Consider the following 22559-nt stretch of genomic DNA (forward strand, 5'->3'; position numbering starts at 1 on the left):
CGAGCAGGCGGCCAGGGTCATGGGGCAGGAGGTGAACCTGATCCTGGGCCTGCTCAGGAAGGCCGGAGCCACACCCGGCTGGCTCCGGGCCGGCGGGTGGGAGGTCCGCCGGCGGGCCGGCTCACGGTCTGGCCGACGGGCGGCCGGCCACGAAGTTCTGGAAGCCGATCTTCACCCGCTCGATCGGGTCCCGGATCTTCTTCTCCCGCCACTCGGCCCTGCGCAGCTTCCGCGAGCCGGGCCGGTAACGCCGCCGCGCCCAGGGCGAGCCGGGGCGGGCCAGCCGGACCGCGCCGACCATGGCCAGCGGGGTGAGGTAGATCCCGAGCAGGCCGGTCCAGATCTTCCCCTTGGCCAGGCTGACGAGCGACAGCAGCGTGTTGCCGCCGACGATCAGGGCGATCTCGGTGCGGGACAGGACCTTGCCGTCCGGGCCGGGGGTGAGCACGTCGCCGAGCTCCAGGGGGCTCGCGCCGAGCAGGGCCAGGCCGCACAGCGCGACGGCGACGAACACGGCGTCCACCGACAGGCGGCCCTGCTGCGTCCAGTAGACGTCTTCGAGATGGAGCACCAGCGCGAACTCGTCCAGCACGAGCGAGGTCCCGACGCCGAAGAGCGCGGCGAGCAGCCCCGCCGAGACCGAGGTGCTGTCCTCCACCGCCAGCCCGCTGATCCCGCCCACGCACATGAGGACCAGGCCGAACACGACGTGGTGGATGTGCATGCCGCCGGGCGCCACGTTCCCCGGCCACCATCTGACCTGGGCCCGGATCAGGCGCACGCTGATCCGGATGAACAGGAACGTGACGATGAAGGAGACGAAGAAGCAGAACAGCCGGAGCTTCCCGGCCGCCACGATCTCCGTCGAGAACCATGCCCACATGGCGCCCCCGCAGTCGTGAAAAGGGGGACTCCGGGCAGGTTATCAACCTCCGGCCGGGGTCCGGCCCGTCCGGGGCGGCGGGGAACCGGGCCTCGTCGCCGACGGCCCGGGCCCCGGTGGGGGCGCCTAGTCCGGGTGGTGCTGGTGCTGCAGGTAGGCGGCGGTCTCGGGGTTCGCCGGGAAGTACGCCTCGATGGCCAGCTCGGCGACGGTGATGTCCAGCGGGGTGCCGAAGGTCGCCATCGTGCTGAAGAAGGCGAGCTCCCGGTAGCCGCGGCGCAGGCGCAGGGGGATCACTATGTCCCCGGGGCCCGGCCGCTCTATCTCGGGCTCCGGCTGGTCGCAGGGGTAGCCGTCCAGCTCGCGCCAGAGCGCGTCCAGGTCGGGGTCGGCGGTGAGGCTGATCTGGCGGCGCAGCCGGTGCAGCAGGTGGGCGCGCCATTCGCCCAGGTTGATGATCCGCTGGGCCATCCCCCGGGGGTGCAGGCTCAGCCGGAGCACGTTGACCGGCGGGACGAGCAGCTCCGGTGCGACGCCGCGCAGCAGCACGCCGGTGGCGGCGTTGCGGTCCACCAGGTTCCAGCCCTGGTCCACGACCACCGCCGGGTAGGGCTCGTGACCGCTCAGCACCTGGCCGAGCGCCTCCCTGACCGACGCCATCTGCGGCGAGTTGAGCGGCGTCTCGGCGTAGACCGGCGCGAACCCGCCGGAGAGCAGGAGGTGGTTGCGCTCGCGGAGGGGGAGGTCCAGCTCCTCGGCGAGGTGCAGGATCATGTCCCGGCTCGGCTTGGACCGGCCGGTCTCCACGAAGCTCAGGTGCCGGGTGGAGATGTCGGCCTGGATGGCGAGATCCATCTGGCTCATCCGCCTGCGTTCCCGCCACTGGCGCAGAAGTTCACCGACCGGCCGGGACGCGCTGGTGGAGGTCACGAATCACACGATAATCGGCGTTGATCTGTAAAACCATTACCGTCCATGTAATGGGAACCGTGATGCCCCCGGTCCGGATCCGCCATGGCAGATGCGAGCCGCCGGCAGCGGGATGCCTCACACCTTCTGAGGTATGCGCCGGTCAGGGGTGGAAACTGCGGGGGATAGGGTGATGGACTGTGATGACGTTCCGGATCAGCGAGGCGGCGGCACTGCTCGGGGTCAGCGCCGACACGGTGCGCCGCTGGGTCGACGCCGGACGGCTGCCCGCGCGGCGTGACGAGCACGGACACCGCCTGATCCCCGGCACCGAGCTGGCCGCCTTCGCGCGGGCCCAGTCGGGCCGCGACGAGCAGGGCGGCAGCGCCTCCTCCGCGCGCAACCGCTTCAGGGGGATCGTGACCGAGGTGGTCAAGGACACCGTGATGGCCCAGGTGGAGATCGCCGCGGGGCCGTTCCGGGTGGTGTCCCTGATGAGCCGCCAGTCGGCCGACGATCTCGGGCTGGAGCCGGGCGTGGTCGCGGTCGCGGTCGTGAAGTCGACCACCGTCGTCGTCGAAGTGCCGGAGACCCCCTGACCACTGGAGATCGCGTTGAGACTGACCCGGACGGCGCCGGCCGGGGAGAGGGCCGGGCGGTCCGCCGCGCCGGGCGGGAGAAGGGCCCGGTGAGGGAGCGGGCGCCGGGGCGGATGCCGTGGGTGCTGGCGGTCCCGGCGGTCGCGGGGCTGGTGTTCCTGGTCCTGCCGCTGGCCGGGCTGCTGGTGCGGGCCCCGTGGCCGACGATGGGGCGGCGGCTGGCGCAGCCGCAGGTGCTGGAGGCGCTGCGGCTCTCGCTGGTCACCGCGACCCTCGCGACCGCGATCTGCCTGCTGCTCGGGGTGCCGCTGGCCTGGCTGCTGGCCCGGGGCGACCTCCCCGGCCGGCGGCTGGTCCGGGCGCTGGTGACGGTGCCGCTGGTGCTGCCGCCGGTGGTCGGGGGCGTGGCGCTGCTGCTGGTCCTCGGCCGCAACGGGCTGGTCGGCCGGTGGATCCACGAGACGCTGGGGTTCTCGCTCCCGTTCACCACGGCGGGGGTCGTGGTGGCCGAGGCGTTCGTGGCCATGCCGTTCCTGGTCATCAGCGTGGAAGGCGCACTGAAGGCCGCCGATCTGCGGTTCGAGGAGGCGGCGGCGACCCTCGGTGCCTCCCGCTGGCGGGTGTTCACCCGGGTCACCCTGCCGCTGGTCGCGCCGGGCATCTCGGCGGGGGCCGTGCTCTGCTGGGCCAGGGCCCTGGGCGAGTTCGGGGCCACGATCACCTTCGCCGGAAACTTCCCCGGCCAGACCCAGACCATGCCGCTGGCGGTCTACCTGGCGCTGGAGACCGATCCCGAGGCCGCGATCGTGCTGAGCCTGGTGCTGCTGGCGGTCTCCGTGGCCGTGCTGGCCAGCCTGCGGGAACGGTGGGTCGGCGCATCATGATCGGGAGCAGGTTGGTCGTCGAGAGGCAGCGGTTCCGCCTCGACGTCGAGCTGGAGGCCGCCCGGGGGGAGACGGTCGCCCTGCTCGGCCCCAACGGCGCGGGCAAGACCACCGCGCTGCGCGCCCTGGCCGGGCTGCTGCCCCTCACCGGCGGGCACATCGACCTCGACGGCGAGCCGATCCACCGGCTGCCCGCCGAGCGGCGGCCGATCGGCATGGTGTTCCAGGACTACCTGCTGTTCCCGCACCTGTCGGCACTGGACAACGTGGCCTTCGGGCCGCGCTGCCAGGGCGTGCCGAGGAAGCGGGCCCGGCAGCTCGCCCAGGAGTGGCTGGAGCGGGTCGGTCTCGGCGAGCACGCCGCCGCCCGGCCCCGCGAACTCTCCGGCGGCCAGGCCCAGCGCGTCGCCCTCGCCCGGGCCCTGGCCGTACGGCCCCGCCTGCTGCTCCTGGACGAGCCGCTGGCCGCCCTCGACGCCCACACCCGCCTGGACATCCGCGCCCGGCTCCGCCACCACCTGGAGGATTTCGAGGGGGCGGCCGTCCTGGTCACCCACGACCCGCTGGACGCGATGGTCCTGGCCGACCGCCTCGTCGTGATCGAGAACGGCCGTGTCGTCCAGCAGGGGGCGCCCTCGGCCGTGGCCCGCCACCCCCGCACCGAATACGTCGCCCGCCTGGTCGGGCTGAACCTCTACCGGGGGGTCGCCGACGGGCACGCCGTACGGCTGGAGGGCATCACCCTCAACGCGGACGAGTCCAACGCCGGCCCGGTCTTCCTCGCCTTCCCGCCGTCCGCCGTGGCGCTCTACCGCAGCCGCCCCGACGGCAGCCCGCGCAACCTCTGGGAGGCGACGATCGCCGGGGTCGAGCGCCACGGCGACCACGTGCGGGTGCTCCTGGCCGGCCCGGTCGAGGCCGCCGCCGACGTCACCGCCGCCGCCGTCGCCGAGCTGGACCTGCGCCCGGGCGGACGGGTCTGGGCGGCGCTCAAGGCCACCGAGACCCACGCCTACCCCGCCTGAGCGCGGGTGACGGCCTGCCCCCCGCGCCGTCCACGCCCTCACGGTTGGCGCGATCAGCGTGGTCGCCTGACAGTGAGGCCATGTGTTGCCTATAATTATGTACATGACTGTTCTTCCTCTGGCCGACGCCCGCGCCCGGCTGTCGGGCATCGTGGAGTCCGCCGTCAGCACCCACGAGCGGTTCGAGATCACCCGCAACGGCGTCCCCGCGGCCGTGCTGCTGGCCGCGGACGACTACGAGATGATGCGCGAGATGATCGAGATCCTCGCCTCCGCCGAGACTGTGGCCGCCATCCGCGAGGGGCTTGCCGATCTGGAGGCGGGACGCACCCACTCCCAGTCCGAGGTGGAGGCCCTCCTACGCCGGACCGGTCGCCTGTGAGCGAGCGGTACGCACTCCACCTCACCCGCCGCGCCAGGCAGGATCTCGCCGAACGCCTGCCGGCGAAGGTCGTGCCCGCGGTCTGGGAGTTCATCACCGGTCCGCTGCTGGACAATCCTCACCGGGTGGGCAAGCCCCTCGACGAGCCCCTCGCACCCCAATGGTCCGCGCGCCGGGGGGACTACCGGGTCCTGTACCTGATCGACGACGGCCGGATCGTGGTCCAGGTGATCACTGTTCAGCACCGGGCGGACGCCTACCGATCGCGTTAGCCCGAGCGCCCTCTCCGCCGGGCCATGACCGGCCGTGGGCCGGCCGTCGGCGGGCGGAGGTCAGCGGCGGCGGCGGACCTTGGTGGTCAGGCGGTTGAGGATGCGCTCCCACTCGGTGCCGAAGGGGTTGTCCTGGACGAGGTAGGTCCAGGTGGCGGTCGGGCGGTTGAGGCCCGCGCCGTCGAGGTCGAGGCCCCCGGAGGTGATGGGGGCGGTCTCGAAGGTGGCGATCGAGCGGGACTCGATCTCGGCCAGCATGCGTTCGTAGGCGGGCTTGGCCTCCTTGTTGAACTCGTCGATCGGGCTGAGGCGGCCCAGGGCCCGCAGGTGGATGCCCTCGCGGAGCTCGCCCAGGTAGGCCAGGTGGTCGGCCCAGCAGCGGTCGAGGTGGAACAGGACGATCTGCCGGGCGGCCTCCTGGAGCACCTCCGCGCCGACCTCCTCCTCCAGCTCGGCCCACCGCTCGGGGACGGCCCCGGCGAGCGCGTCGGCGGCCGAGCGGCCGCGCAGGGCCTTCTCGCGGAGGCCGAGGACCAGGCTCCGGTGGTGTTCGAGGAGGCGGGTGTAGCGCCAGGTGTTGCGGTGGATCTCCATGTTGACGCCCTCGGCGACGCGCTGGGCGTGGCCCACGAGGACCTGGTCGGGCACGCCCTTGGCGTACTCGTCGGCCACGTAGTGGGTGATCAGATCGTCCTCGCCGCTCACGAAGAAGACCGAGCCGCCGGGGTCGCCCTGGCGGCCCGCGCGGCCGCGGAGCTGGTCGTCCAGGCGGCTGCTGGCGTGCCGGCCGGAGCCGATGACATACAGCCCGCCGAGCTCGTCCACGCCCTCGCCCAGGCGGATGTCGGTGCCGCGCCCGGCCATCTGGGTGGAGACCGTGATCGCGCCGCGCTCCCCGGCCCTGGCGATGATCGACGCCTCCTCGGCGTCGTTCTTGGCGTTGAGGACCACGCACTCCAGGCCGCGTCCGCTCAGCGTCAGGGAGAGCCGCTCGGACTCGGCCACGTCCAGGGTGCCGATCAGGATCGGCCGCCCGGTCGCGTGCACCTCGACGATCTCCTCGACCAGTGCGCGGTCCTTGTCCATCGCGTACTCGAAGAGCCGGTCGGGCGCGTCGGACCGCACGCACGGCCGGTTGGACGGGACCACGGCCACCTTGAGGTCGTAGAACTCGCGGAGCTGGTCGCCGACCGCGACCGCCGTGCCGGTCATGCCGCACCTCTCGGGGTAGCGGGTGATCAGGCCCTGGACGGTGATCGAGTCGAGGATCTCGCCGGTCTCCGAGGGGGACAGCGCCTCCTTGGCCTCGACCGCGGCTTGCAGGCCGTCCGGCCAGCGCTGCAGCAGCGCCACCCGGCCCCGGGAGGGGTTGATCAGGTGGACCCTGCCGTCGCGCACGATGTAGTCGACGTCCTTGGTCAGCAGGGCGTGCGCGTGCAGGGCGAGGTTGACCTCGGTCAGCGTGGCGGCGTCGTCGTAGAGGGTCAGGCCCAGCGCCTGCTCGACGGTGTCGATGCCCTTGCCGGTCAGGTGGACGTTGCGCGCCTGGTCGTCGAGCTCGTAGTGGTATCCCTTGACCAGCTGGCGGACCAGCGCGGCCATCTCCGGCACGGCGCCGCCCGGGTCGGCGGCCCCGGCCAGCACCAGCGGCACCCTGGCCTCGTCGACCAGCACCGAGTCGGCCTCGTCCACCAGCGCCACGCCCGGCTCGGGCACGACCAGCTCGGCCACGTCGGTGCGGGTCCGGTCGCGGAGCACGTCGAAGCCGATCTCGCTGACCGACCCGTACGTCACGTCCTTGGCGTAGGCGGCCCGGCGCTCCTGCGGGGTGGAGGACTCGGCGATCCAGCCGACCGACACGCCCAGCGACTCGTACAGCGGGCCCATCCACTCGGCGTCGCGCTGCGCCAGGTAGTCGTTGACCGAGATCACGTGCACCCGCTTGCCCTGGAGGGCGTATCCGGCGGCGGCCATGGCCCCGGACAGGGTCTTGCCCTCGCCGGTGGCCATCTCGGCGACGTTGCCCGACAGCATGGCGAGCATGCCCACGAGCTGCACGTCGTAGGGGCGCAGGCCCAGCGTGCGGCGCGCGGCCTCGCGCACGATCGCGCAGAACTCGGCCAGGTCGTCCACCGAGGGCTCCGGCAGCTCGGCGAGCCCCTTGATCCGCTCCTCCCGGGCCCCGGCGGACGCCACGGTCCGCTCGAAGGGCACCAGGTCGATCGAACCGGGACGCTCCAGGAAACGCCTGATGAGCTGAGTTATCGAGGCCACGTTCCCTCCAACGCCCGTTTCCGGGACCACGTTCCCGCTGTCGGACCACCGTACCGACCTGATGGATCATCCGTCCCGAGGGACTGATGGGCAAGCCGCACCCGGTGCGCCGGATTCGGTCTGAATATGGACATGCGGCGCGGAGCAGAACAGGCTGGGGCTGTGGCCTTCTCTGACTACCAGTACGAGATCTACCTCAACGGGCTGGCCGGCCTGCGCCCGCCGTACCCGACGGACGTCGCCGGGCTCGAACAGGCCGCCAGGCGACATCTCGCGGCCGAGCCCTACGGGTATGTGGCCGGTTCGGCGGGGACGGGGGCGACCGAGCGGGCCAACCGCGAGGCGTTCGACCGGTGGCGGATCGTGCCCAGGATGCTGCGCGACGTCTCGGTCAGGGACCTGAGCACGGAGCTGTTCGGCAGGACCTACCCGGCGCCCGTCGCGCTCGCCCCGATCGGCGTGCAGTCGATCGTGCACCCGCACGGCGAGCTCGCGACCGCCAGGGCCGCCGCCTCGCTCGGCGTCCCCGCCGTGCTGAGCACCGCCTCCTCCCACACCCTCGAAGAGGTCGCCGAGGCCGGCGGGCCCCGGTGGTACCAGCTCTACTGGCCGCACGACGACGAGGTCACGCTCAGCCTGCTCGACCGGGCGGCCAAGAGCGGCTACGACGCCCTGGTCGTCACCCTCGACACCTGGACCCTGGCCTGGCGGCCCACCGACCTCGACCACGCCTACCTGCCGTTCCTGCGCGGCACCGGCCTGGCGATCCCGCTGTCGGACCCGGTCTTCAGGTCCCGGCTGGAACGCCCGGTCGAGGAGGACCTGAACGCGGCGATCCTGCGGTGGGCGCCGATGTTCCACGGCCGCTCCCACACCTGGGACCGGCTCTCCCTGCTCCGCGACAACTGGGACGGGCCGATCGTCCTGAAGGGCGTCCAGCACGTGGACGACGCCCTGCGCGCGGCCGACGCCGGGATGGACGGCGTCGTCGTCTCCAACCACGGCGGCAGGCAGGTCGACGGCGCCATGGCCTCGCTGGACGCGCTCCCCGCCGTCGCCGCCGCCGTGGGCGAGCGGCTGACTGTGCTGTTCGACTCGGGGATCCGCACCGGATCCGACGTCCTCAAGGCGCTCGCCCTCGGCGCGCGCGCCGTGCTGCTGGGCCGGCCGTACGTCTGGGGTCTGGCGGTGGGCGGCGAGGAGGGCGTCCGCCACGTGGTGCGGAGCCTGCTCGCCGACCTCGACCTCACCCTCGGGCTGGCGGGCCACCGCACGCCCGCCGACCTCGACCCGTCCGCCCTGGAGGCACGATGAGCCTGTCCGACCTGCAGCCGATCCCCACCGACCAGCTCACCTTCCGGCTGCCGCAGAAGTTCGAGACCGTGGAGGAGGAACGCCGCCACCGCCAGGAGCGCCTGGTGGCCGCGCTACGGCTGTTCGGCCGGTTCGGCTTCGAGGAGGGCGTGGCCGGGCACATCACCGCCCGGGACCCCGAGCACACCGACCACTTCTGGGTGAACCCGTTCGGCATGTCCTTCAAGCACATCAAGGTCAGCGACCTCATCCTCGTCAACCACGAGGGCCAGGTCGTCGAGGGGCGCTACCACGTCAACCAGGCCGCGTTCGCGATCCACGCGATGGTCCACCAGGCCAGGCCCGACGCGGTCGCCGCCGCGCACAGCCACTCGGTGTACGGCAAGGCGCTGTCGTCGCTGGGCGGCCTCCTGGAGCCGCTGACCCAGGACGCGTGCGCGTTCTACGAGGACCACGGGCTGTTCGACGACTACACCGGCGTGGTCGTGGAGACGGAGGAGGGCCGTCGCATCGCCCGGGCGCTCGGCTCCTACAAGGCTGTCATCCTGCGCAACCACGGCCTGCTCACCGTCGGCGACACCGTGGACGCCGCCGCCTGGTGGTTCATCACGATGGAGCGCTCGTGCCAGGCCCAGCTCCTGGCCAAGGCCGCCGGGCCGACGGTGCCGATCGACCATGAGAACGCCAAGCTCACCCACGGCCAGATCGGCAACGACCTGGTCGGCTGGATCAACTTCCAGCCCCTTCACGACCAGATCACCGCCGCAGAGCCCGACATGTTCGGCTGATCCGCCGGTTTTCGCCGGCTCCTTACTCCGGCTCCGTCCCTGGCCCCGGACACGGGGCCGGGGACGGAGCCTGGAGCTCCGGGCCCGGCGTTTCTCCGGCCGCCTTTACGGACGGCGAGGGGGATTCAGTCGACGTTCTCACAGAAGGCGATGTGACCGGCGTTGTATCCGTCCACCCAGCCCTTTCTGTCCCAGTCGGCTGATCCGTCGTAGGTGAAGCTCTTCCCCTTGCCGCAGTCGTTGCCGGCCTCGAAGAAGCCCTTGCGGTAGGCCTCCCAGTACGCCTCGGGCTTCTCCCCGGCGGGCGGCTGCCCGGTCGGTTCCGTGGTCGGCTCCGTCGTCGGCGCCGTGGTCGGTGCCGTGGTCGGGGTGGTGGTCGGTTCCGGGGGCGGGACCGCGACCTGCGGGACGCCCGCCATGACCGCCTGCGCGGAGGCGGGGGCGGCGGAGAACGGGGAGATCGCGCCCGCTCCGAGGACGGAGGCCGTGAGAAGTGCCGAGCTGATCAGCATCAGGCGCCGTCTGTCGTTCATGGCGTCTCCTTTCTGATCGGGCCGCCGGCGGAGACCGTCCGGCGGCCTGGTCTCTATGTCACGATATGAGCGAAATTGTCAGGAAAAAAAGCGATTATTTGATTGTTGTCTTTCTCTTGGACCAAACATGGATGGCCTGATTTCCCTCCTGCCGTTTGGTTTATTTCTTCGACAAAAGGAAAACCGTGAATTCGCTGTTATAATGTGCCGGCCGGGTCAACGGTCCCGCGCTTCTCGCCGAAGGTGAGCAGGCCGACGGAGACGAGCAGCAGGACCGCGCCCGCGACGGCCTGCGGGGTGAGCCGCTCGCCGAGCAGGAGCACCCCGATGACCGCCGCGCCGACCGGCTCCACGAGGCTGATCACGGCGGCCGTCGTGGCCCGCACCGCGGCCAGACCGGCGAAGAAGAGACCGTAGGCCAGGGCCGTCGGGACCGCGCCGAGATAGGCGATGATCACCGACGAGGCGAGCAGGTCGCCCTGCGGCGGCAGACCCTGCGCCAGCGCGAGGGGGAGCAGGCACAGGCCCCCGACGACGAAGCCGCCCATGGCGGTGGCGTAGGGGCCGTCGGTGGAGGCGCGGTTGAGCAGGGTCACGCCCGCGTAGCCGGCCGCCGAGAGCAGCGCCCAGCCGACGCCGGCCATCGAGAAGGTGGCCGACCCGCCGTCGAGGGTCAGCATGGCCAGGCCGGTCAGGGCGGTCGCCACCGCGCCGAGCCCCGCCGAGCCCAGCCGCTCGCCCAGCAGCACGCGCGCGCCGGCGGCCACGAGGACCGGTGTGGCGCCTATCGTGATCACGGTCGCCACGGCCAGGCCGGACGCGGCGATCGCCGCGAAGTAGGCCGTCTGGTAGACGGCCATCGCCACACCCGTGACCACGGTCCGACCGAGACCGCCCGGGCGCCCGAGGCCGAACAGGCGCGAGGCCAGCAGGAGCATCACCGCGCCGGAGGCGAAGCGCCAGAACGAGACGGAGACGGGGCCGAGGCCGCCCGTCTGGTGGAGCAGCGCGCCGGCGGCGCCCCCGGTGCCCCAGGCGGTCGCCGCGATCGATACGTACAGCAGGCCCCGCTGCACGGAGACATGCGTCATGGAGATCTCTCCAGATGAGGTGGTTGTCGTCAGGCCGCACGTATGCGGGCGTCAGCCACCCACCGGACCACCCGGATCCGGTTGTCAGGAGAGAGGACCGCCCGCTATCGGGCGGCGGGCGGGGACATGATGAGCGTCGTCACGGGACGACCATAACGGGGCTGCGGCCGTGGCGACCAGTGGTTATCCGCCGGTACGGCGGGCCCGCGCGACGGCGGGGGAGGGGCTTTCGGGCGGTTCGGCGGGGCCGTTCCGATGTCCGCCGATGAACCTGACGTCACCTGTCAGGTATGGGCGCCACGATGGGGACCATGACGACGACCGCACAACTCATCGCCGTGACCATCGACTGCGCCGAGCCCAAGCGGCTCGCGGAGTTCTACGCGGCGGTCCTCGGCTACGAGGTCCAGTACGCCGAGGACACCTACGCCGGCATCGGCGACGGCACGACGAGCATCTACTTCCAGCAGAACACCGACCGCAGGCCGGCCGCCTGGCCGGGCCCCGACAAGCAGTTCCACCTCGATGTCCGGGTCCCCGACCTGGACAAGGCGGTCCAGGACTATCTGGAGCTCGGGGCCACCAAGCCCGACTTCCAGCCCGGCGAGGGGGGCTGGGTCGTGCTCGCCGACCCCGAGGGGCATCTGTTCTGCGTCTGCCCGCCCCGGAGCTAGCTCTTCCGCCGCGTCGCGGGAGGCGGACGACCGTGGAGCGGCCGGGGCCGCTCCACGCGGCCTCGCCGTACGGCTAGGCCGCGGAACGGTCGGCGGGCGGGCGGCGGCGGGCGGCGGCGTCCAGCGCCGGCGAGCGCCAGGAGCCGTCCGGGTGGTAGGCGTTGGTCCCGGGGGGAACGATCTCGTCGATCCGGTCGAGGGTCGCGTCGTCGAGGGTGAGCGAGGCGCCCTTCAGCAGCGACTCCAACTGGTCCATCGTCCGCGGTCCTATGATCACCGAGGTGACGGCGGGATGCGCCACGGTGAAGGCCACGGCCAGTTCGGGCAGCGAGCAGCCGATGCCGTCCGCGACCTCGACGAGCCGTTCGACGATGTCCAGCTTGGCGACGTTCACGGGGAGCGAGGGATCGAAGCGCGCCGGCGTCAGCGCCGCGCGGCCGGTGGTGAGATCGACGGGCCGCCCCTTGCGGTACCTGCCGGTCAGGAAGCCCGAGGCCAGCGGGCTCCAGGTCAGCACCCCCATCCCCAACCGCCGGCAGACCGGCAGCACGGAGGTCTCGATCCCCCGGGCCAGCAGCGAATACGGCGGCTGCTCGGTCCTGAAGCGCATCAGGCCGCGGCGCTCGGCGACGTGATGCGCCTCGACGATCTCCTCAGCCGGGAACGTGGAGCAGCCGAAGGCGCGGATCTTGCCCTGGCGCACGAGATCGCTCAGCGTGGAGAGCGTCTCCTCGATGTCGGTCGTGTGGTCGGGGCGGTGGATCTGGTAGAGGTCGATCCAGTCGGTCCGCAGGCGCCTGAGGCTCTCCTCGACCTCTTTGACGATCCAGCGCCGGGAGTTGCCGCCGCGGTTCGGGCCCTCGCCCATCGGGAAGTGCACCTTGGTGGCGAGCACGACGTCGTCGCGGTGGCCGCGCAGCGCCTTTCCCACGATCTCCTCTGACTCGCCCGCCGAGTACATGTCCGCGGTGTCGACGAAGTTGATCCCCCGGTCGAGGGCGGTGTGGATGACGCGGACGCATTCGTCGTGGTCGGGGTTGCCCGCGGCGCCGAACATCATGGCGCCCAGGCAGTGGACGCTCACTTCGATGCCGGTGCCGCCGAGGACGCGGTAGCGCATGGTCATGCTCCCTCAGCAGTCGTGGATGGGGGTGATCACGCGGCGTACTCTAGGTTCTAGAGTCGGCTCTAGGGCAACCTCTAGTCTGTGGGGCATGCCTGAGGCCGCACCGGATCTGAGCATCGGACAGGTCGCCGAACGCACCGGCCTGAGTGTGCACACGCTGCGCTTCTACGAACACGAAGGCATCCTGGCCAGTCCCGTGCGACGGGGACCCGGCGGGCGGCGCCGTTACGCCGAGAGCGACGTGGAGTGGCTGCGGCTGTGCGTCATCCTCCGCGCCTCCGGCATGCCCCTCCCCGCGATCCGCCAGTACACCGACCTCGTCCGGCAGGGATCCGGCACCGAGGCCGAGCGGCTCGCGCTGCTGCGCCGGCACCGGGAGCGCGTGATCGCCCAGATCGGCGAACTGACCCGGTGCCTGGACCTGATCACCTTCAAGGTCGGGGTGTACGAGGACCACCTCGGCTCCGAGGCGTGCGGAGACCGCCTCGGACCCGGTCCCGCCGAGCATGTGTGCGGCGTGCCGTAGGCGATGAGGCCGCCGTCGCCGCGCCGGGCGGCCGGAGGGTGGTCCGAAGGAGACGCCTTCCACCCCTGAAAGGACCCTGGATCTGGCTTGGGCGGCCCGTTACCCACTCGCCGGGCGCTCTAAGCTTGCGGGATGACCCAAGTGCCGTTTCTTTACGTATGCCCGATCATCCCTGGTGGGTGGCGATGACTTGGGTCGGGATGACGATCGCCCTGGTCGGCGCGCTGGGCTACGCGCTGGGCGCGGCGCTCCAGCAGTTCGAGGCGGTCTCCGAGGGGGCCTCGCTCAAGCTGATGAGGCGGCCCCGGTGGTGGATAGGCGGTGTGATCGGGTTCGCCGGGGCGTCCCTGCACGCCGTCGCGCTCAGCTTCGCGCCGCTGGTCGCGGTGCAGCCGATCAGCGTGGCGACGCTGGTGTTCGCCGTGCCGCTGGCCGCGATGCTGCACGGCAGGCGGCCGCACCGGGCTGAGATCATCGGGTCGGTCGCGGTGGCCGTCGGCCTGCTCGGCCTGATGCTGCTCGTCCCCGCGCACGCCGTGACGCCGCACATGACGGACCGGGAGGCGTTCGGCTTCCTCGGCTGCGTCGGGCTGGTCGTGCTGCTGGCGCACCTGGCCGCGCGGAAGGCGGGGGGCTCGGCCAAGGCGCTGCTGCTGTCGATCGGCGCCGGTGTGGTGACGGCCAGCGTGTCCACCTTCGTCCGGGTGGTGGGCGGTAACCTCAACGGCGACCTGAGCAACCTGCTGAGCTGGTTCACGGTCGCGATCCCCGTGCTGCTGATCTGCGCGGTGGTGCTGCTGCAGAAGTCCTACGCGGTGGGCTACTTCGGCATCGCCTACGCGACGGTGCAGGTGGTCGACCCCATCACCTCGATCACGGCCGGGGCGCTCCTGCTCGACGAGGCGATGCCGACCGGCCTGTCGAACGTGATCCCCGCGCTCTTCGCCGCCGCGCTGCTGGTCTGGGGGACCATCACGCTGGGCCGGCTGTCTCCGGACCACGGCACCCACGCCTCCACCCGGGAGACGGCCTCGCTCCCGTCCTAGGGCGCGGGCGGGGTCCAGCTCATCACCTCGTCCATCGCGACGGTCATCCGGCCCGGGGCCAGCCGCCAGGCGAGCGCGATCGTCATGTCGCGCAGCCGTACGGCGAGCGGGTTGCGGATCTGGGTGGCGCGGCAGATCGACGCGGACCGGGCCACGATCCCGGAGGTCCGCTCCAGCCGCGCGGCGGTGTAGCCGGCCGGTCCGGCGGCGCCCCGGTCCGCGAGGTGGGCCAGCACGACCGCGTCCTCGATCGCCTGGCAGGCGCCCTGCCCCAGGTTGGGCGTCATGGGGTGGGCGGCGTCGCCCAGCAGCACCACCCTGCCCCTGTGCATGGCGGGCAGCGGGGTGGCGAGATGGTGCACGTCGTTCCTGAGCACGTTCTGCGGTGCGGCGGCGGCGAGCAGCGCCGGGATCGGGTCGTGCCACCCTCCGAACAGGCGCAGCAGCTCGGCCCGCTGGTCGCCGCCGTCGCCTCCGCCGGCCGGGACCGTGTCGGTGGCGTAGCAGTAGACCAGCCCTCCGGCCAGCGGCATGACCCCGAAGACCTTGCCGTCGCCCCAGCTCTCCGAGGTCTGGTCCGGGACGCTCCCGCAGGGGACGAGCACCCGCCAGCTCGTGGTCCCGGAGTAGCGCGGGCCGGGGTGGCCGGGGAACAGCGCGGCCCTGGTGGGGGAGTGGATGCCGTCGGCGGCCACCACCAGCTCGGCCTCCACCACCTCGCTCGCGGCTCCGGTCCCGACGGTCACCCGGCCGGTCTCCGGGTCCACCTCCTTCACGGTGCTGCTCAGCCGGACCGTGCCGGGGGCGAGGCGTGCCGAGAGCGCGTCCACCAGGTCGGCGCGGCGCAGCAGCACCACGGAGTCGCCGCCGTACCGGGCGGTGGTGGCCTCGTTGGTGGTCCTGATCAGCCATCGGCCGTCCGCGCGCCGTACGCCGCCCTCGCCCCGGACCGCCGACAGCTCGCGGATCTCGTCGCCGACGCCGATCGTGTCCAGTGCCTTGAGCGCGTTGGCGGCGACGGCCAGCCCGGAGCCGACCGGCTCCAGGGACGGCGCCCGCTCGAACACCGTCACCTCCCAGCCTCGCCGCTGCAGTGCCACCGCCGCCGTCAGGCCGCCGATCCCCGCCCCGATCACCGCTGCACGCGCCATTACCTGCTCCCTCACTACGGATGTAGTGGACGTTACTACGCCTGTAGTTCAACTACAAATGTAGTATCGCGGGGTGAAGTCTCAGCGTGCCGAATCCGTCGCGGAGGCCGCCATCACCCTGCTCGCCGAGCGGGGCATGCGCGGCCTGACCCATCGGGCGGCGGACGAGGCGGCCGGGCTGCCGCCGGGGTCGACCTCCAACCTCGCCCGCACCCGCTCGGCGCTGCTGAAGCTGGCCCTTGAGCGGCTCGCCGAGCTGGAGGTCGCCGCGTTCGGGGAGATCTTCGCCGCCGCGTCGGACGGCCTGGGCGCGCTGGACGCGCTCGCCGAGGTGACGGCCCGGGTGCTGTGGACGCAGCTGACCGTCGACCGCCGCCGGACGGTCGCCCGCTACGAGCTGGCCCTGGAGGCCACCCGCCGCCCCGAGCTCCGCAAGGTCTATGACCAGGTGGGGAGCCGTTTCCGTGACCCCGCGGTGGCGATCCTCACCGCGGCGGGGTCGTCGGATCCGGTACGGCACGGCCGCCAGATGGTCGCCTACGGCGAGGGTGTGATGTTCGACGCCATCATCGGAGCCGGGGCGGAGCCGACCCTGGACGATCTGCGCCTCGGGGTCCGGGAGCTGCTGAAGGGGATGCTGGGGTGACCTCCGGTGCCGGCTGCCCGGCCGTCACCGCGCCAGCAGGCGGGCGCGGTGGGCGGGCCACTCGTCGTCGAGGATGCTGAAGTAGGTTGTGTCGCGCCAGGTGCCGTCCGGGCGGCGGCGCTGGCGGCGCAGGACACCCTCGTGCAGGCCGCCGATGCGCTGGATCGCCGCCTGGGAACGGGTGTTGAGGATGTCGGTCTTGAGCTGGACGCGGTTCACCCGGAGCTTGTCGAAGGCGTGGTCGATCAGCAGGATCTTGCAGGCGGTGTTGACGGCCGAGCGCCACACGGCCCTGCCGTACCAGGTCCAGCCGATCTCGATGCTGTCGGCGTATCCCGGAGTGTCGATGTAGGTGGTCCAGCCGACCGCGCGACCGGTCTCCTTGAGGATCACCGCGAACGGCACGTGCTCCCGGTCGCCGATCAACCGCTCCGCGACGCTCTCCAGCTCCTCCTCGCTGCGCGGTGCGGGGGGCGAGAGCCAGCGCCACACCTCCTCGTCGCCGCCGGAGGCCAGGAACAGGTCGGGGACGTGGGCGAGGGTCAGCGGTTCGAGCCGTACGACGTCGTCTTCGAGGGTGACGGGATCGGGCATGTGCGCGGTCATGGAGGTGACTGTAGGCCGGTCGGCGGAGCCGCCAGAAGGTCCACTCGGGGGCGTGTCCCCGGCGACCACTTCGCAGGCCGGCGCGGTGGCCGGCCCCGTCTCGCGGGCGGGGTGCGCCGGGAGGCGTGTCGACATCCATACCGTCCGGTCGGTACGCTCCTGGGAGACCGTGAGGAGAGCCCATGGATTTCGCGTTCGACGCCACGACCGAGGAGCTGCGGGGGCGGCTGCTCGACTTCATGGATGAGTGCGTCTACCCGGCGGAGGAGGCGTTCGAGGCCCAGGCCGCCGGGAGCGGCTGGGCCGTCCCCCCGCTGATGGAGGATCTCAAGCAGGAGGCGCGCGGGCGGGGGTTGTGGAACCTGTTCCTGCCGGGTGAGCACGGCGCCGGGCTGACCAACCTGCAGTACGCCCCGCTGGCCGAGATCATGGGGCGCTCGCCCCGCCTCGCCCCCACCGCGACCAACTGCGCCGCTCCCGACACCGGCAACATGGAAGTGCTGTCCATGTTCGGCGACGAGTGGCAGCGCAAGGAGTGGCTGGAGCCGCTGCTGCGCGGGGAGATCCGGTCGGCGTTCGCGATGACCGAGCCGGACACCGCGTCGTCGGACGCCACGAACATCGCGCTGTCGATCGCCCGGGACGGCTCCGAATACGTGATCAACGGCCGCAAGTGGTTCGCCTCCGGGGCGATGAACCCGGCCTGCAGGATCCTCATCGTGATGGGGAAGACCGACCCGGAGGCATCCTCCCACCGGCAGCAGTCCATGGTCCTGGTGCCGCGTGACACCCCCGGGCTGGACATCAGGCGGGGCATGCACGTGTTCGGCTACTCCGACGCCGACCACGGCGGCCACGCCGAGATCGCCTTCGACGACGTCAGGGTGCCGGTGGACAACCTGATCGGCGAGGAGGGCGGCGGCTTCGCGATCGCCCAGGCGCGTCTCGGGCCGGGCCGGATCCACCACTGCATGCGGCTGATCGGCATGGCCGAGCGGGCCGTCGAGCTGATGTGCGCGCGGACCCTGTCGCGGACCGCGTTCGGCGGGCCGATCGCCCAGCAGGGGGTCGTCCAGGACTGGATCGCCGAGTCGAGGGTGAAGATCGAGCAGCTCCGCCTGCTCGTGCTGAAGACCGCCTGGCTGATGGACACCGTCGGCAACCGCGGCGCCCACACCGAGATCCAGGCCATCAAGATCGCCACTCCGCGGGAGGTGGAGTGGATCCTGGACAAGGCCATCCAGGCCCACGGCGCCGGAGGCGTCAGCCAGGACTTCCCGCTGGCCGCCCTCTGGGCGGGCGCGCGGTCCCTGAGAATCGCCGACGGGCCCGACGAGGTGCACAAGCGCTCCCTCGCCTACCGCGAGCTCAAAAAGCACATGACTCCCCGCGGCTGAAGCCGGGGATCCCCGCCCCCACACCTGTGACGAAGGGAACGTTCGTGGCGTTGGACGACAAGACGATCAGGGAGCGCGCCGCGGCGTTCCTGGCCGCCGGGCACGACCCCGGGCGGCGGCTGGAGTTCCTGCGGGCCCGGTTCGACGCGGGACTGGCCTGGGTGCACTTCCCCGAAGGGCTCGGCGGGCTCGGCGCCCCACGGGAGCTGCAGAACGTGGTCGAACAGGAGCTGGCACGGACTCCGCAGCCCGACACCGGCGTGCAGGCGATCGGGCTGGGCATGGCCGCGCCGACGATCCTGGCCTTCGGCACCGAGGAGCAGCGCAGGCGGTTCCTGCGCCCGCTGTGGACGGGCGAGGAGATCTGGTGCCAGCTGTTCAGCGAGCCCGGCGCCGGCTCGGACCTGGCGACGCTCGGCACCAGGGCGGTCCGCGACGGTGACGAGTGGGTCGTGGACGGGCAGAAGGTGTGGACCTCGGGCGCCCACCACGCCCGCTGGGCGATCCTGGTCGCCCGGACCGACGCGGACGTGCCCAAGCACCGGGGGCTCACCTACTTCGTGTGCGACATGCACGCCCCCGGCGTCGAGGTCAGGCCGCTCCGGCAGATCACCGGGGAGGCCGAGTTCAACGAGGTCTTCCTCACCGGCGTACGGCTCGGCGACGATCTGCGGCTCGGCGAGGTCGGCGACGGGTGGCGGGTCGCGCAGACCACGCTGATGAACGAACGCGTGGCGATCGGCGGCGCGCCGGTCCGGCGGGGCGGCGGCATGGTCGGCGTGGTCGCCGAGACCTGGCGGTCCCGGCCCGAGCTGCGCACCCACGACCTGCACCAGCGGCTGCTGCGGCTCTGGGTGGAGGCGGAGGTGACGCGGCTGGCCGGGGCGCGGCTGCGCGAGCAGCTGTCGGCCGGGCAGCCCGGACCGGAGGGTTCGGGCATGAAGCTCTCCTTCGCCTCGCTCAACCAGGCGCTGTCCGGGCTCGACGTGGAGATGCGCGGGGAGGAGGGGCTCGGCTACGACGACTGGACCTTCCGCCGCTCCGACAGCGTGGACTTCTTCGGCCGGGGCCCCGGCTACCGCTACCTGCGCGCCAAGGGGAACTCGATCGAGGGCGGCACCTCCGAGATCCTGCGCAACATCGTCGCCGAGCGGGTGCTCGGCCTGCCGTCCGAGCCCCGCGTCGACAAGGACGTGCCGTGGAAGGACCTGCCCCGGTGACAGGGGCCGGCGCGGCCGCGCGGCGGACGGGGAGCGGTGAGCGACGGTGACATGGAGCGAGCTGGACGTGGTGAGCGCAGTGACCGTGCGGGACGGACGGATCGCGTGGCGGATGAGGAGTGGTGAGCGACGATGACGCTGCTGTACACCGAGGTCGAGGAGGAGCTGCGGGCCTCCGTGCGGGGTCTGCTCGCCGACCGCTGCGGCCCTGACACGGTGCTGAGGCGGGCCGAGTCCGCCGTGCCGTACGACATGGACCTGTGGAAGACGCTGTCGCGGGAGATCGGGGTGGCGGGGCTGCTCGTGCCGGAGGAGTACGGCGGGGCGGGGGCGTCGGCGCGGGAGGTCGCGGTGGTGCTGGAGGAGCTGGGGCGGGCGGTGGCGCCGGTGCCGTTCCTGACCAGCTCGGTGCTCGCGACGGCGGCGCTGCTGCGGGTCGGCGAGGAGGACCTGATCCAGGAGCTCGCCTCCGGTGAGACCACGGCGGCGCTCGTGGTGTCGCTGGCGGCCTCGCCGTACCGGCCGCTGCCGGAGACCGTGACCGTCACCGACCGGGGGACCCTGAACGGGGTGGTCCGGTCGGTGGCCGGCGCGGACGTGGCCGACGTGCTGCTCGTCCCGGTCGGGAGGGCGCTCTACCAGGTGGCGGCCGAGCACGCCCGGGTCGAGGTGGCGCCGTCGCTGGATCTGACCCGGCCGATCGCCACCGTCACGTTCTCCGACGCCCCGGGTGAGGCGATCGGCTCTCTCGACGTGCGGGAGGTGCTGTCCTTGGGGGCGGGGCTGCTCGCCTCCGAGCAGCTCGGGGTCGCCGAGTGGTGCCTGGAGACGACGCTCGCCTACATCAAGGAGCGCCACCAGTTCGCCCGGCCGGTCGGGTCGTTCCAGGCGATCAAGCACCGGATGGCCGACCTCTGGCTGGACGTGGTGCGCGCCCGCGCGGCGGCGAGGAACGCCGCCGACCTGCTGGCGGCGGTCCCGTACGGCGCGGCGGCGGTCGAGGCGGGCGAGCTGGCGGCGGCGGTGGCCAAGTCCTGGTGCTCGGAGGTGGCGGTGCGCGTCGCCGAGGAGAGCGTGCAGCTCCACGGCGGGATCGGGATGACCTGGGAGCACCCGGTGCACCTGTATCTCAAACGCGCCAAGTCCACCGAGATCGCGTTCGGCGCTCCCGGCGCCCATCGGGACGCCCTGGCGGTCCTGGCGGACCTGCCCGCCCCCGGCTGACCCGCGCCCCTGCCCGTCCGTGCTCCGTCCGGCCCGCGCCGGCGCGACGGCCCCCGGCACGGAGCCGGGGGCCGTCGCGGGGAGATCGGGGTACGGCCGGCATCCCCGGCCGGCCGTACGCCCGCGGGCCGGTCAGTGGACCGGGTCCGCGTCCTCGCGCGCCTGCCTGGGCAGGAGGAAACCGGCCAGGAAGGTCAGCGCGACCATCCCGGCGACGACCCAGAAGGTGCTCTGCGCGGCGGCGGTCGGGTCGCCTTCCATCGCGCCGAAGAAGACGGTGCCGAGCAGGGCCACCCCGAGCGCCGCGCCGACCTGCTGGAGCGCGGTGAGCGTGCCGGAGGCGGAGCCGGTCTCGTGCGGCTCGACCCCGGCCAGCGCGATCTCGAAGTAGGGGCCCATGATCAGCCCGGACCCCAGGCCGGTGACGAGCAGGGCCGGGGCGAGCAGCCAGGGGCTGACCTCGGGGCCGAGGAGCAGCAGGAGGGCGACGACGCCGGCCGTCATGATCACGGCGCCCGCGTGCAGCACCCGGCGGCCGTGCCTCCTGACCGCCTGCATGGCGCCCATGCCGATGATCATGCCCACGGAGAGCGGGACGCCGGCCAGGCCGGCCTTCAGCGGGGTGTAGCCGAGGCCGAGCTGGGTGTAGAGGTTGAAGACGAGGCCGAACCCGCTGAAGGCGGAGAAGTAGATCGTTCCGGTGAACATGCCGCCGATGAACGCCCGCTTGCGGAACAGGCTCGGCGCGATCAGCGGGTCGCCGCCCCTGCGGTTGCGGCGCGACTCGTACCAGCCGAAGAGCGCGAACACCGCCATGGAGCCGGCCATCATCACGAACGTCCACGCCGGCCAGCCGTGCTCGCGGCCCTGGACCAGCGGGAAGACGATCAGCAGCGAGCCGAGGGAGGCCAGGAGCGCGCCGGGGAGGTCGAGCCGGAGGGCCCGGGCCGGGCGGCCGGTGGGCAGGAACCTCATCGCGGCCAGCACCGTGACCAGGCCGATCGGCAGGTTGATCAGGAAGATCATGCGCCAGCCGGTGCCGAACAGGTCGGCGTCGACCAGCCAGCCCGCCAGGATCGGCCCGCCGATCGCGGACAGTCCCATGATCGGGCCGAACGCGCCGAAGGCCACCTGGAGCTCCTTGGGCGGGAACATCTCCTTCATCATGCCGAGCCCCTGCGGGACCATGGCGGCGCCGAACAGGCCCTGGACCACGCGGGCGGCGATCACGGTCTCCGGCGAGACGGAGACCGCGCAGAGCAGCGAGCCGATCACGAAGCCGGCCGCGCCGATGAGGAACATCCGCTTGCGGCCGACGATGTCGCCCAGGCGCCCGCCGGTGAGCAGGCCGGCGGTCATGGCCAGCGTGTAGGCCACGCCCAGCCACTGGATCATCGAGGTCCCGCCGCCGAGGTCGGCCTGCATCGTCGGGCCGGCGATGTTGGTGACGGTGGCGTCGAGGAGCTCCATCACGGAGCCGGCGAGGATCACGAAGAGCGCCGGCCAGCGCCACCTGTACGGCGCGGGCCCGGCGGCCTCCGCTGCCTCAACCGGGCGGATGTCGAGGGTGGTCATTGCTCCTCCAGAGCCTGTCGTTCGGGGGATGCGTGAACGCTGCGGGGGATCGCGGGAGGGGGTTCCGCGATCGCGCGCGGGCCATTGAATGGAACTGTTCGTTCCGTTCCATAATAGTAGAACGGAATGATTCATTCCATATTTTTCCGAGGAGTCTTCCGGCCCTACCGGCCGGACGTCCCGACCCGGATCCCCGCTGCGGTCACGTGGACCACACTAGGGTTCTTGTAGGTCATCTCCTGGCCTAGATGACCGGCGCACGGAGGATCTGTGGGGCGGGTGTTCGAGGATTCCGAGAATTCCGAGGTGAGGACGCCTGGCGGTTCCGGCCGGAATACGCGTGCGGACGCTCAGGGCCTCACGCTTGCGGGTCGGGCGCTCGGGGCCCCCGCTTGCCGGTCGGTCGGGCCGTCT

23 protein-coding genes are annotated in these 22559 nt (G+C 72.2%); 14 read left to right on the top strand and 9 right to left on the bottom strand.

Annotation, left to right across the window (positions count from 1 at the left end; translation table 11 throughout):
* Positions 1-121 precede the first annotated feature (121 nt).
* Together ACZ6R6_RS37490 and ACZ6R6_RS37495 are read right to left on the bottom strand one after the other, a co-directional pair.
* Positions 122-883 carry a hypothetical protein gene (locus ACZ6R6_RS37490; RefSeq protein WP_470101584.1) on the bottom strand — a complete coding sequence of 254 codons (762 nt, stop codon included), beginning with the start codon at positions 881-883 and terminating at the stop codon, positions 122-124.
* Positions 884-1009: 126 nt separating this feature from the next.
* Positions 1010-1813 (bottom strand): helix-turn-helix domain-containing protein, encoded by an 804-nt coding sequence (locus ACZ6R6_RS37495; protein ID WP_451931545.1) that lies wholly within the window; start codon positions 1811-1813, stop codon positions 1010-1012.
* Between the two features lie 179 nt (positions 1814-1992).
* On the opposite strand from ACZ6R6_RS37495, the gene ACZ6R6_RS37500 reads away from it, so the two are divergent.
* The 5 genes from ACZ6R6_RS37500 to ACZ6R6_RS37520 all read left to right on the top strand — a co-directional run bounded on the left by ACZ6R6_RS37500 (position 1993) and on the right by ACZ6R6_RS37520 (position 4954).
* A complete protein-coding gene (locus ACZ6R6_RS37500; RefSeq protein WP_470101586.1) occupies positions 1993-2391 on the top strand; it encodes a TOBE domain-containing protein in 399 nt (132 codons plus the stop codon).
* Between the two features lie 113 nt (positions 2392-2504).
* Entirely contained in the window at positions 2505-3275 is a 771-nt protein-coding gene (gene modB, locus ACZ6R6_RS37505; protein ID WP_470101705.1) for a molybdate ABC transporter permease subunit, read from the top strand.
* Positions 3272-4300, top strand: coding sequence for an ABC transporter ATP-binding protein (locus tag ACZ6R6_RS37510; RefSeq protein ID WP_470101588.1), 1029 nt, complete (start codon positions 3272-3274; stop codon positions 4298-4300). Before modB ends, ACZ6R6_RS37510 begins: the two co-directional genes overlap by 4 nt.
* 103 nt (positions 4301-4403) lie before the next feature.
* The gene (locus ACZ6R6_RS37515; protein ID WP_470101589.1) at positions 4404-4682 is read left to right on the top strand and encodes a type II toxin-antitoxin system Phd/YefM family antitoxin; all 279 of its coding nucleotides are present in this window, start codon (positions 4404-4406) and stop codon (positions 4680-4682) included.
* Positions 4679-4954: a type II toxin-antitoxin system RelE family toxin gene (locus ACZ6R6_RS37520; RefSeq protein WP_470101591.1), complete on the top strand. Its 276-nt coding sequence runs from the start codon at positions 4679-4681 to the stop codon at positions 4952-4954. Before ACZ6R6_RS37515 ends, ACZ6R6_RS37520 begins: the two co-directional genes overlap by 4 nt.
* 60 nt (positions 4955-5014) lie before the next feature.
* Here ACZ6R6_RS37520 and secA2 read toward each other — a convergent pair whose 3' ends face one another.
* The gene (gene secA2, locus ACZ6R6_RS37525) at positions 5015-7228 is read right to left on the bottom strand and encodes an accessory Sec system translocase SecA2 (protein WP_470101593.1); all 2214 of its coding nucleotides are present in this window, start codon (positions 7226-7228) and stop codon (positions 5015-5017) included.
* Positions 7229-7390: 162 nt separating this feature from the next.
* On the opposite strand from secA2, the gene ACZ6R6_RS37530 reads away from it, so the two are divergent.
* Together ACZ6R6_RS37530 and ACZ6R6_RS37535 are read left to right on the top strand one after the other, a co-directional pair.
* Positions 7391-8542, top strand: coding sequence for a lactate 2-monooxygenase (locus tag ACZ6R6_RS37530; RefSeq protein WP_470101595.1), 1152 nt, complete (start codon positions 7391-7393; stop codon positions 8540-8542).
* Entirely contained in the window at positions 8539-9330 is a 792-nt protein-coding gene (locus ACZ6R6_RS37535; RefSeq protein WP_470101596.1) for a class II aldolase/adducin family protein, read from the top strand. The genes ACZ6R6_RS37530 and ACZ6R6_RS37535 overlap by 4 nt, the downstream gene beginning before the upstream one ends.
* Positions 9331-9455: 125 nt before the next feature.
* On the opposite strand, the gene ACZ6R6_RS37540 is transcribed toward ACZ6R6_RS37535, so the two are convergent.
* On the bottom strand, positions 9456-9863 hold the full coding sequence (locus tag ACZ6R6_RS37540; RefSeq protein WP_470101598.1) for a hypothetical protein: 408 nt from the start codon (positions 9861-9863) through the stop codon (positions 9456-9458).
* Positions 9864-10060: 197 nt separating this feature from the next.
* Positions 10061-10954 (bottom strand): DMT family transporter, encoded by an 894-nt coding sequence (locus tag ACZ6R6_RS37545; RefSeq protein ID WP_470101600.1) that lies wholly within the window; start codon positions 10952-10954, stop codon positions 10061-10063.
* Between the two features lie 311 nt (positions 10955-11265).
* Here ACZ6R6_RS37545 and ACZ6R6_RS37550 point away from each other — a divergent pair, with 311 nt between their 5' ends.
* A complete protein-coding gene (locus ACZ6R6_RS37550; RefSeq protein WP_470101602.1) occupies positions 11266-11628 on the top strand; it encodes a VOC family protein in 363 nt (120 codons plus the stop codon).
* A gap of 73 nt (positions 11629-11701) precedes the next feature.
* Here the strand turns inward: ACZ6R6_RS37550 and ACZ6R6_RS37555 are convergent, their stop codons facing one another.
* On the bottom strand, positions 11702-12748 hold the full coding sequence (locus tag ACZ6R6_RS37555; RefSeq protein ID WP_470101604.1) for an aldo/keto reductase: 1047 nt from the start codon (positions 12746-12748) through the stop codon (positions 11702-11704).
* A 94-nt stretch (positions 12749-12842) separates the two neighbouring features.
* Between ACZ6R6_RS37555 and ACZ6R6_RS37560 the strand changes: the two genes are divergently transcribed.
* Together ACZ6R6_RS37560 and ACZ6R6_RS37565 are read left to right on the top strand one after the other, a co-directional pair.
* Positions 12843-13280: a MerR family transcriptional regulator gene (locus ACZ6R6_RS37560; protein WP_470101606.1), complete on the top strand. Its 438-nt coding sequence runs from the start codon at positions 12843-12845 to the stop codon at positions 13278-13280.
* Positions 13281-13465: 185 nt separating this feature from the next.
* A complete protein-coding gene (locus ACZ6R6_RS37565) occupies positions 13466-14326 on the top strand; it encodes a DMT family transporter (protein ID WP_470101607.1) in 861 nt (286 codons plus the stop codon).
* On the opposite strand, the gene ACZ6R6_RS37570 is transcribed toward ACZ6R6_RS37565, so the two are convergent.
* Positions 14323-15477, bottom strand: a complete 1155-nt coding sequence (locus tag ACZ6R6_RS37570; RefSeq protein WP_470101609.1) for an FAD-dependent oxidoreductase — start codon at positions 15475-15477, stop codon at positions 14323-14325. The genes ACZ6R6_RS37565 and ACZ6R6_RS37570 overlap by 4 nt on opposite strands.
* A 73-nt stretch (positions 15478-15550) precedes the next feature.
* Between ACZ6R6_RS37570 and ACZ6R6_RS37575 the strand changes: the two genes are divergently transcribed.
* Positions 15551-16123 carry a TetR/AcrR family transcriptional regulator gene (locus ACZ6R6_RS37575; RefSeq protein ID WP_470101611.1) on the top strand — a complete coding sequence of 191 codons (573 nt, stop codon included), beginning with the start codon at positions 15551-15553 and terminating at the stop codon, positions 16121-16123.
* A gap of 24 nt (positions 16124-16147) precedes the next feature.
* Here the strand turns inward: ACZ6R6_RS37575 and ACZ6R6_RS37580 are convergent, their stop codons facing one another.
* Entirely contained in the window at positions 16148-16729 is a 582-nt protein-coding gene (locus tag ACZ6R6_RS37580) for a GNAT family N-acetyltransferase (protein ID WP_470101613.1), read from the bottom strand.
* A gap of 182 nt (positions 16730-16911) precedes the next feature.
* Here ACZ6R6_RS37580 and ACZ6R6_RS37585 point away from each other — a divergent pair, with 182 nt between their 5' ends.
* The 3 genes from ACZ6R6_RS37585 (at position 16912) to ACZ6R6_RS37595 (ending at position 20570) form a co-directional block, all read left to right on the top strand.
* Positions 16912-18126, top strand: coding sequence for an acyl-CoA dehydrogenase family protein (locus ACZ6R6_RS37585; protein ID WP_470101615.1), 1215 nt, complete (start codon positions 16912-16914; stop codon positions 18124-18126).
* A 44-nt stretch (positions 18127-18170) separates the two neighbouring features.
* A complete protein-coding gene (locus ACZ6R6_RS37590) occupies positions 18171-19346 on the top strand; it encodes an acyl-CoA dehydrogenase family protein (protein WP_470101617.1) in 1176 nt (391 codons plus the stop codon).
* Between the two features lie 132 nt (positions 19347-19478).
* On the top strand, positions 19479-20570 hold the full coding sequence (locus tag ACZ6R6_RS37595) for an acyl-CoA dehydrogenase family protein (RefSeq protein WP_470101618.1): 1092 nt from the start codon (positions 19479-19481) through the stop codon (positions 20568-20570).
* A 132-nt stretch (positions 20571-20702) separates the two neighbouring features.
* Here the strand turns inward: ACZ6R6_RS37595 and ACZ6R6_RS37600 are convergent, their stop codons facing one another.
* Positions 20703-22145 carry an MFS transporter gene (locus ACZ6R6_RS37600; RefSeq protein WP_470101620.1) on the bottom strand — a complete coding sequence of 481 codons (1443 nt, stop codon included), beginning with the start codon at positions 22143-22145 and terminating at the stop codon, positions 20703-20705.
* Positions 22146-22559 lie beyond the last annotated feature (414 nt).

The sequence above is a fragment of the Streptosporangium sp. NPDC048886 genome (genome assembly GCF_055586905.1).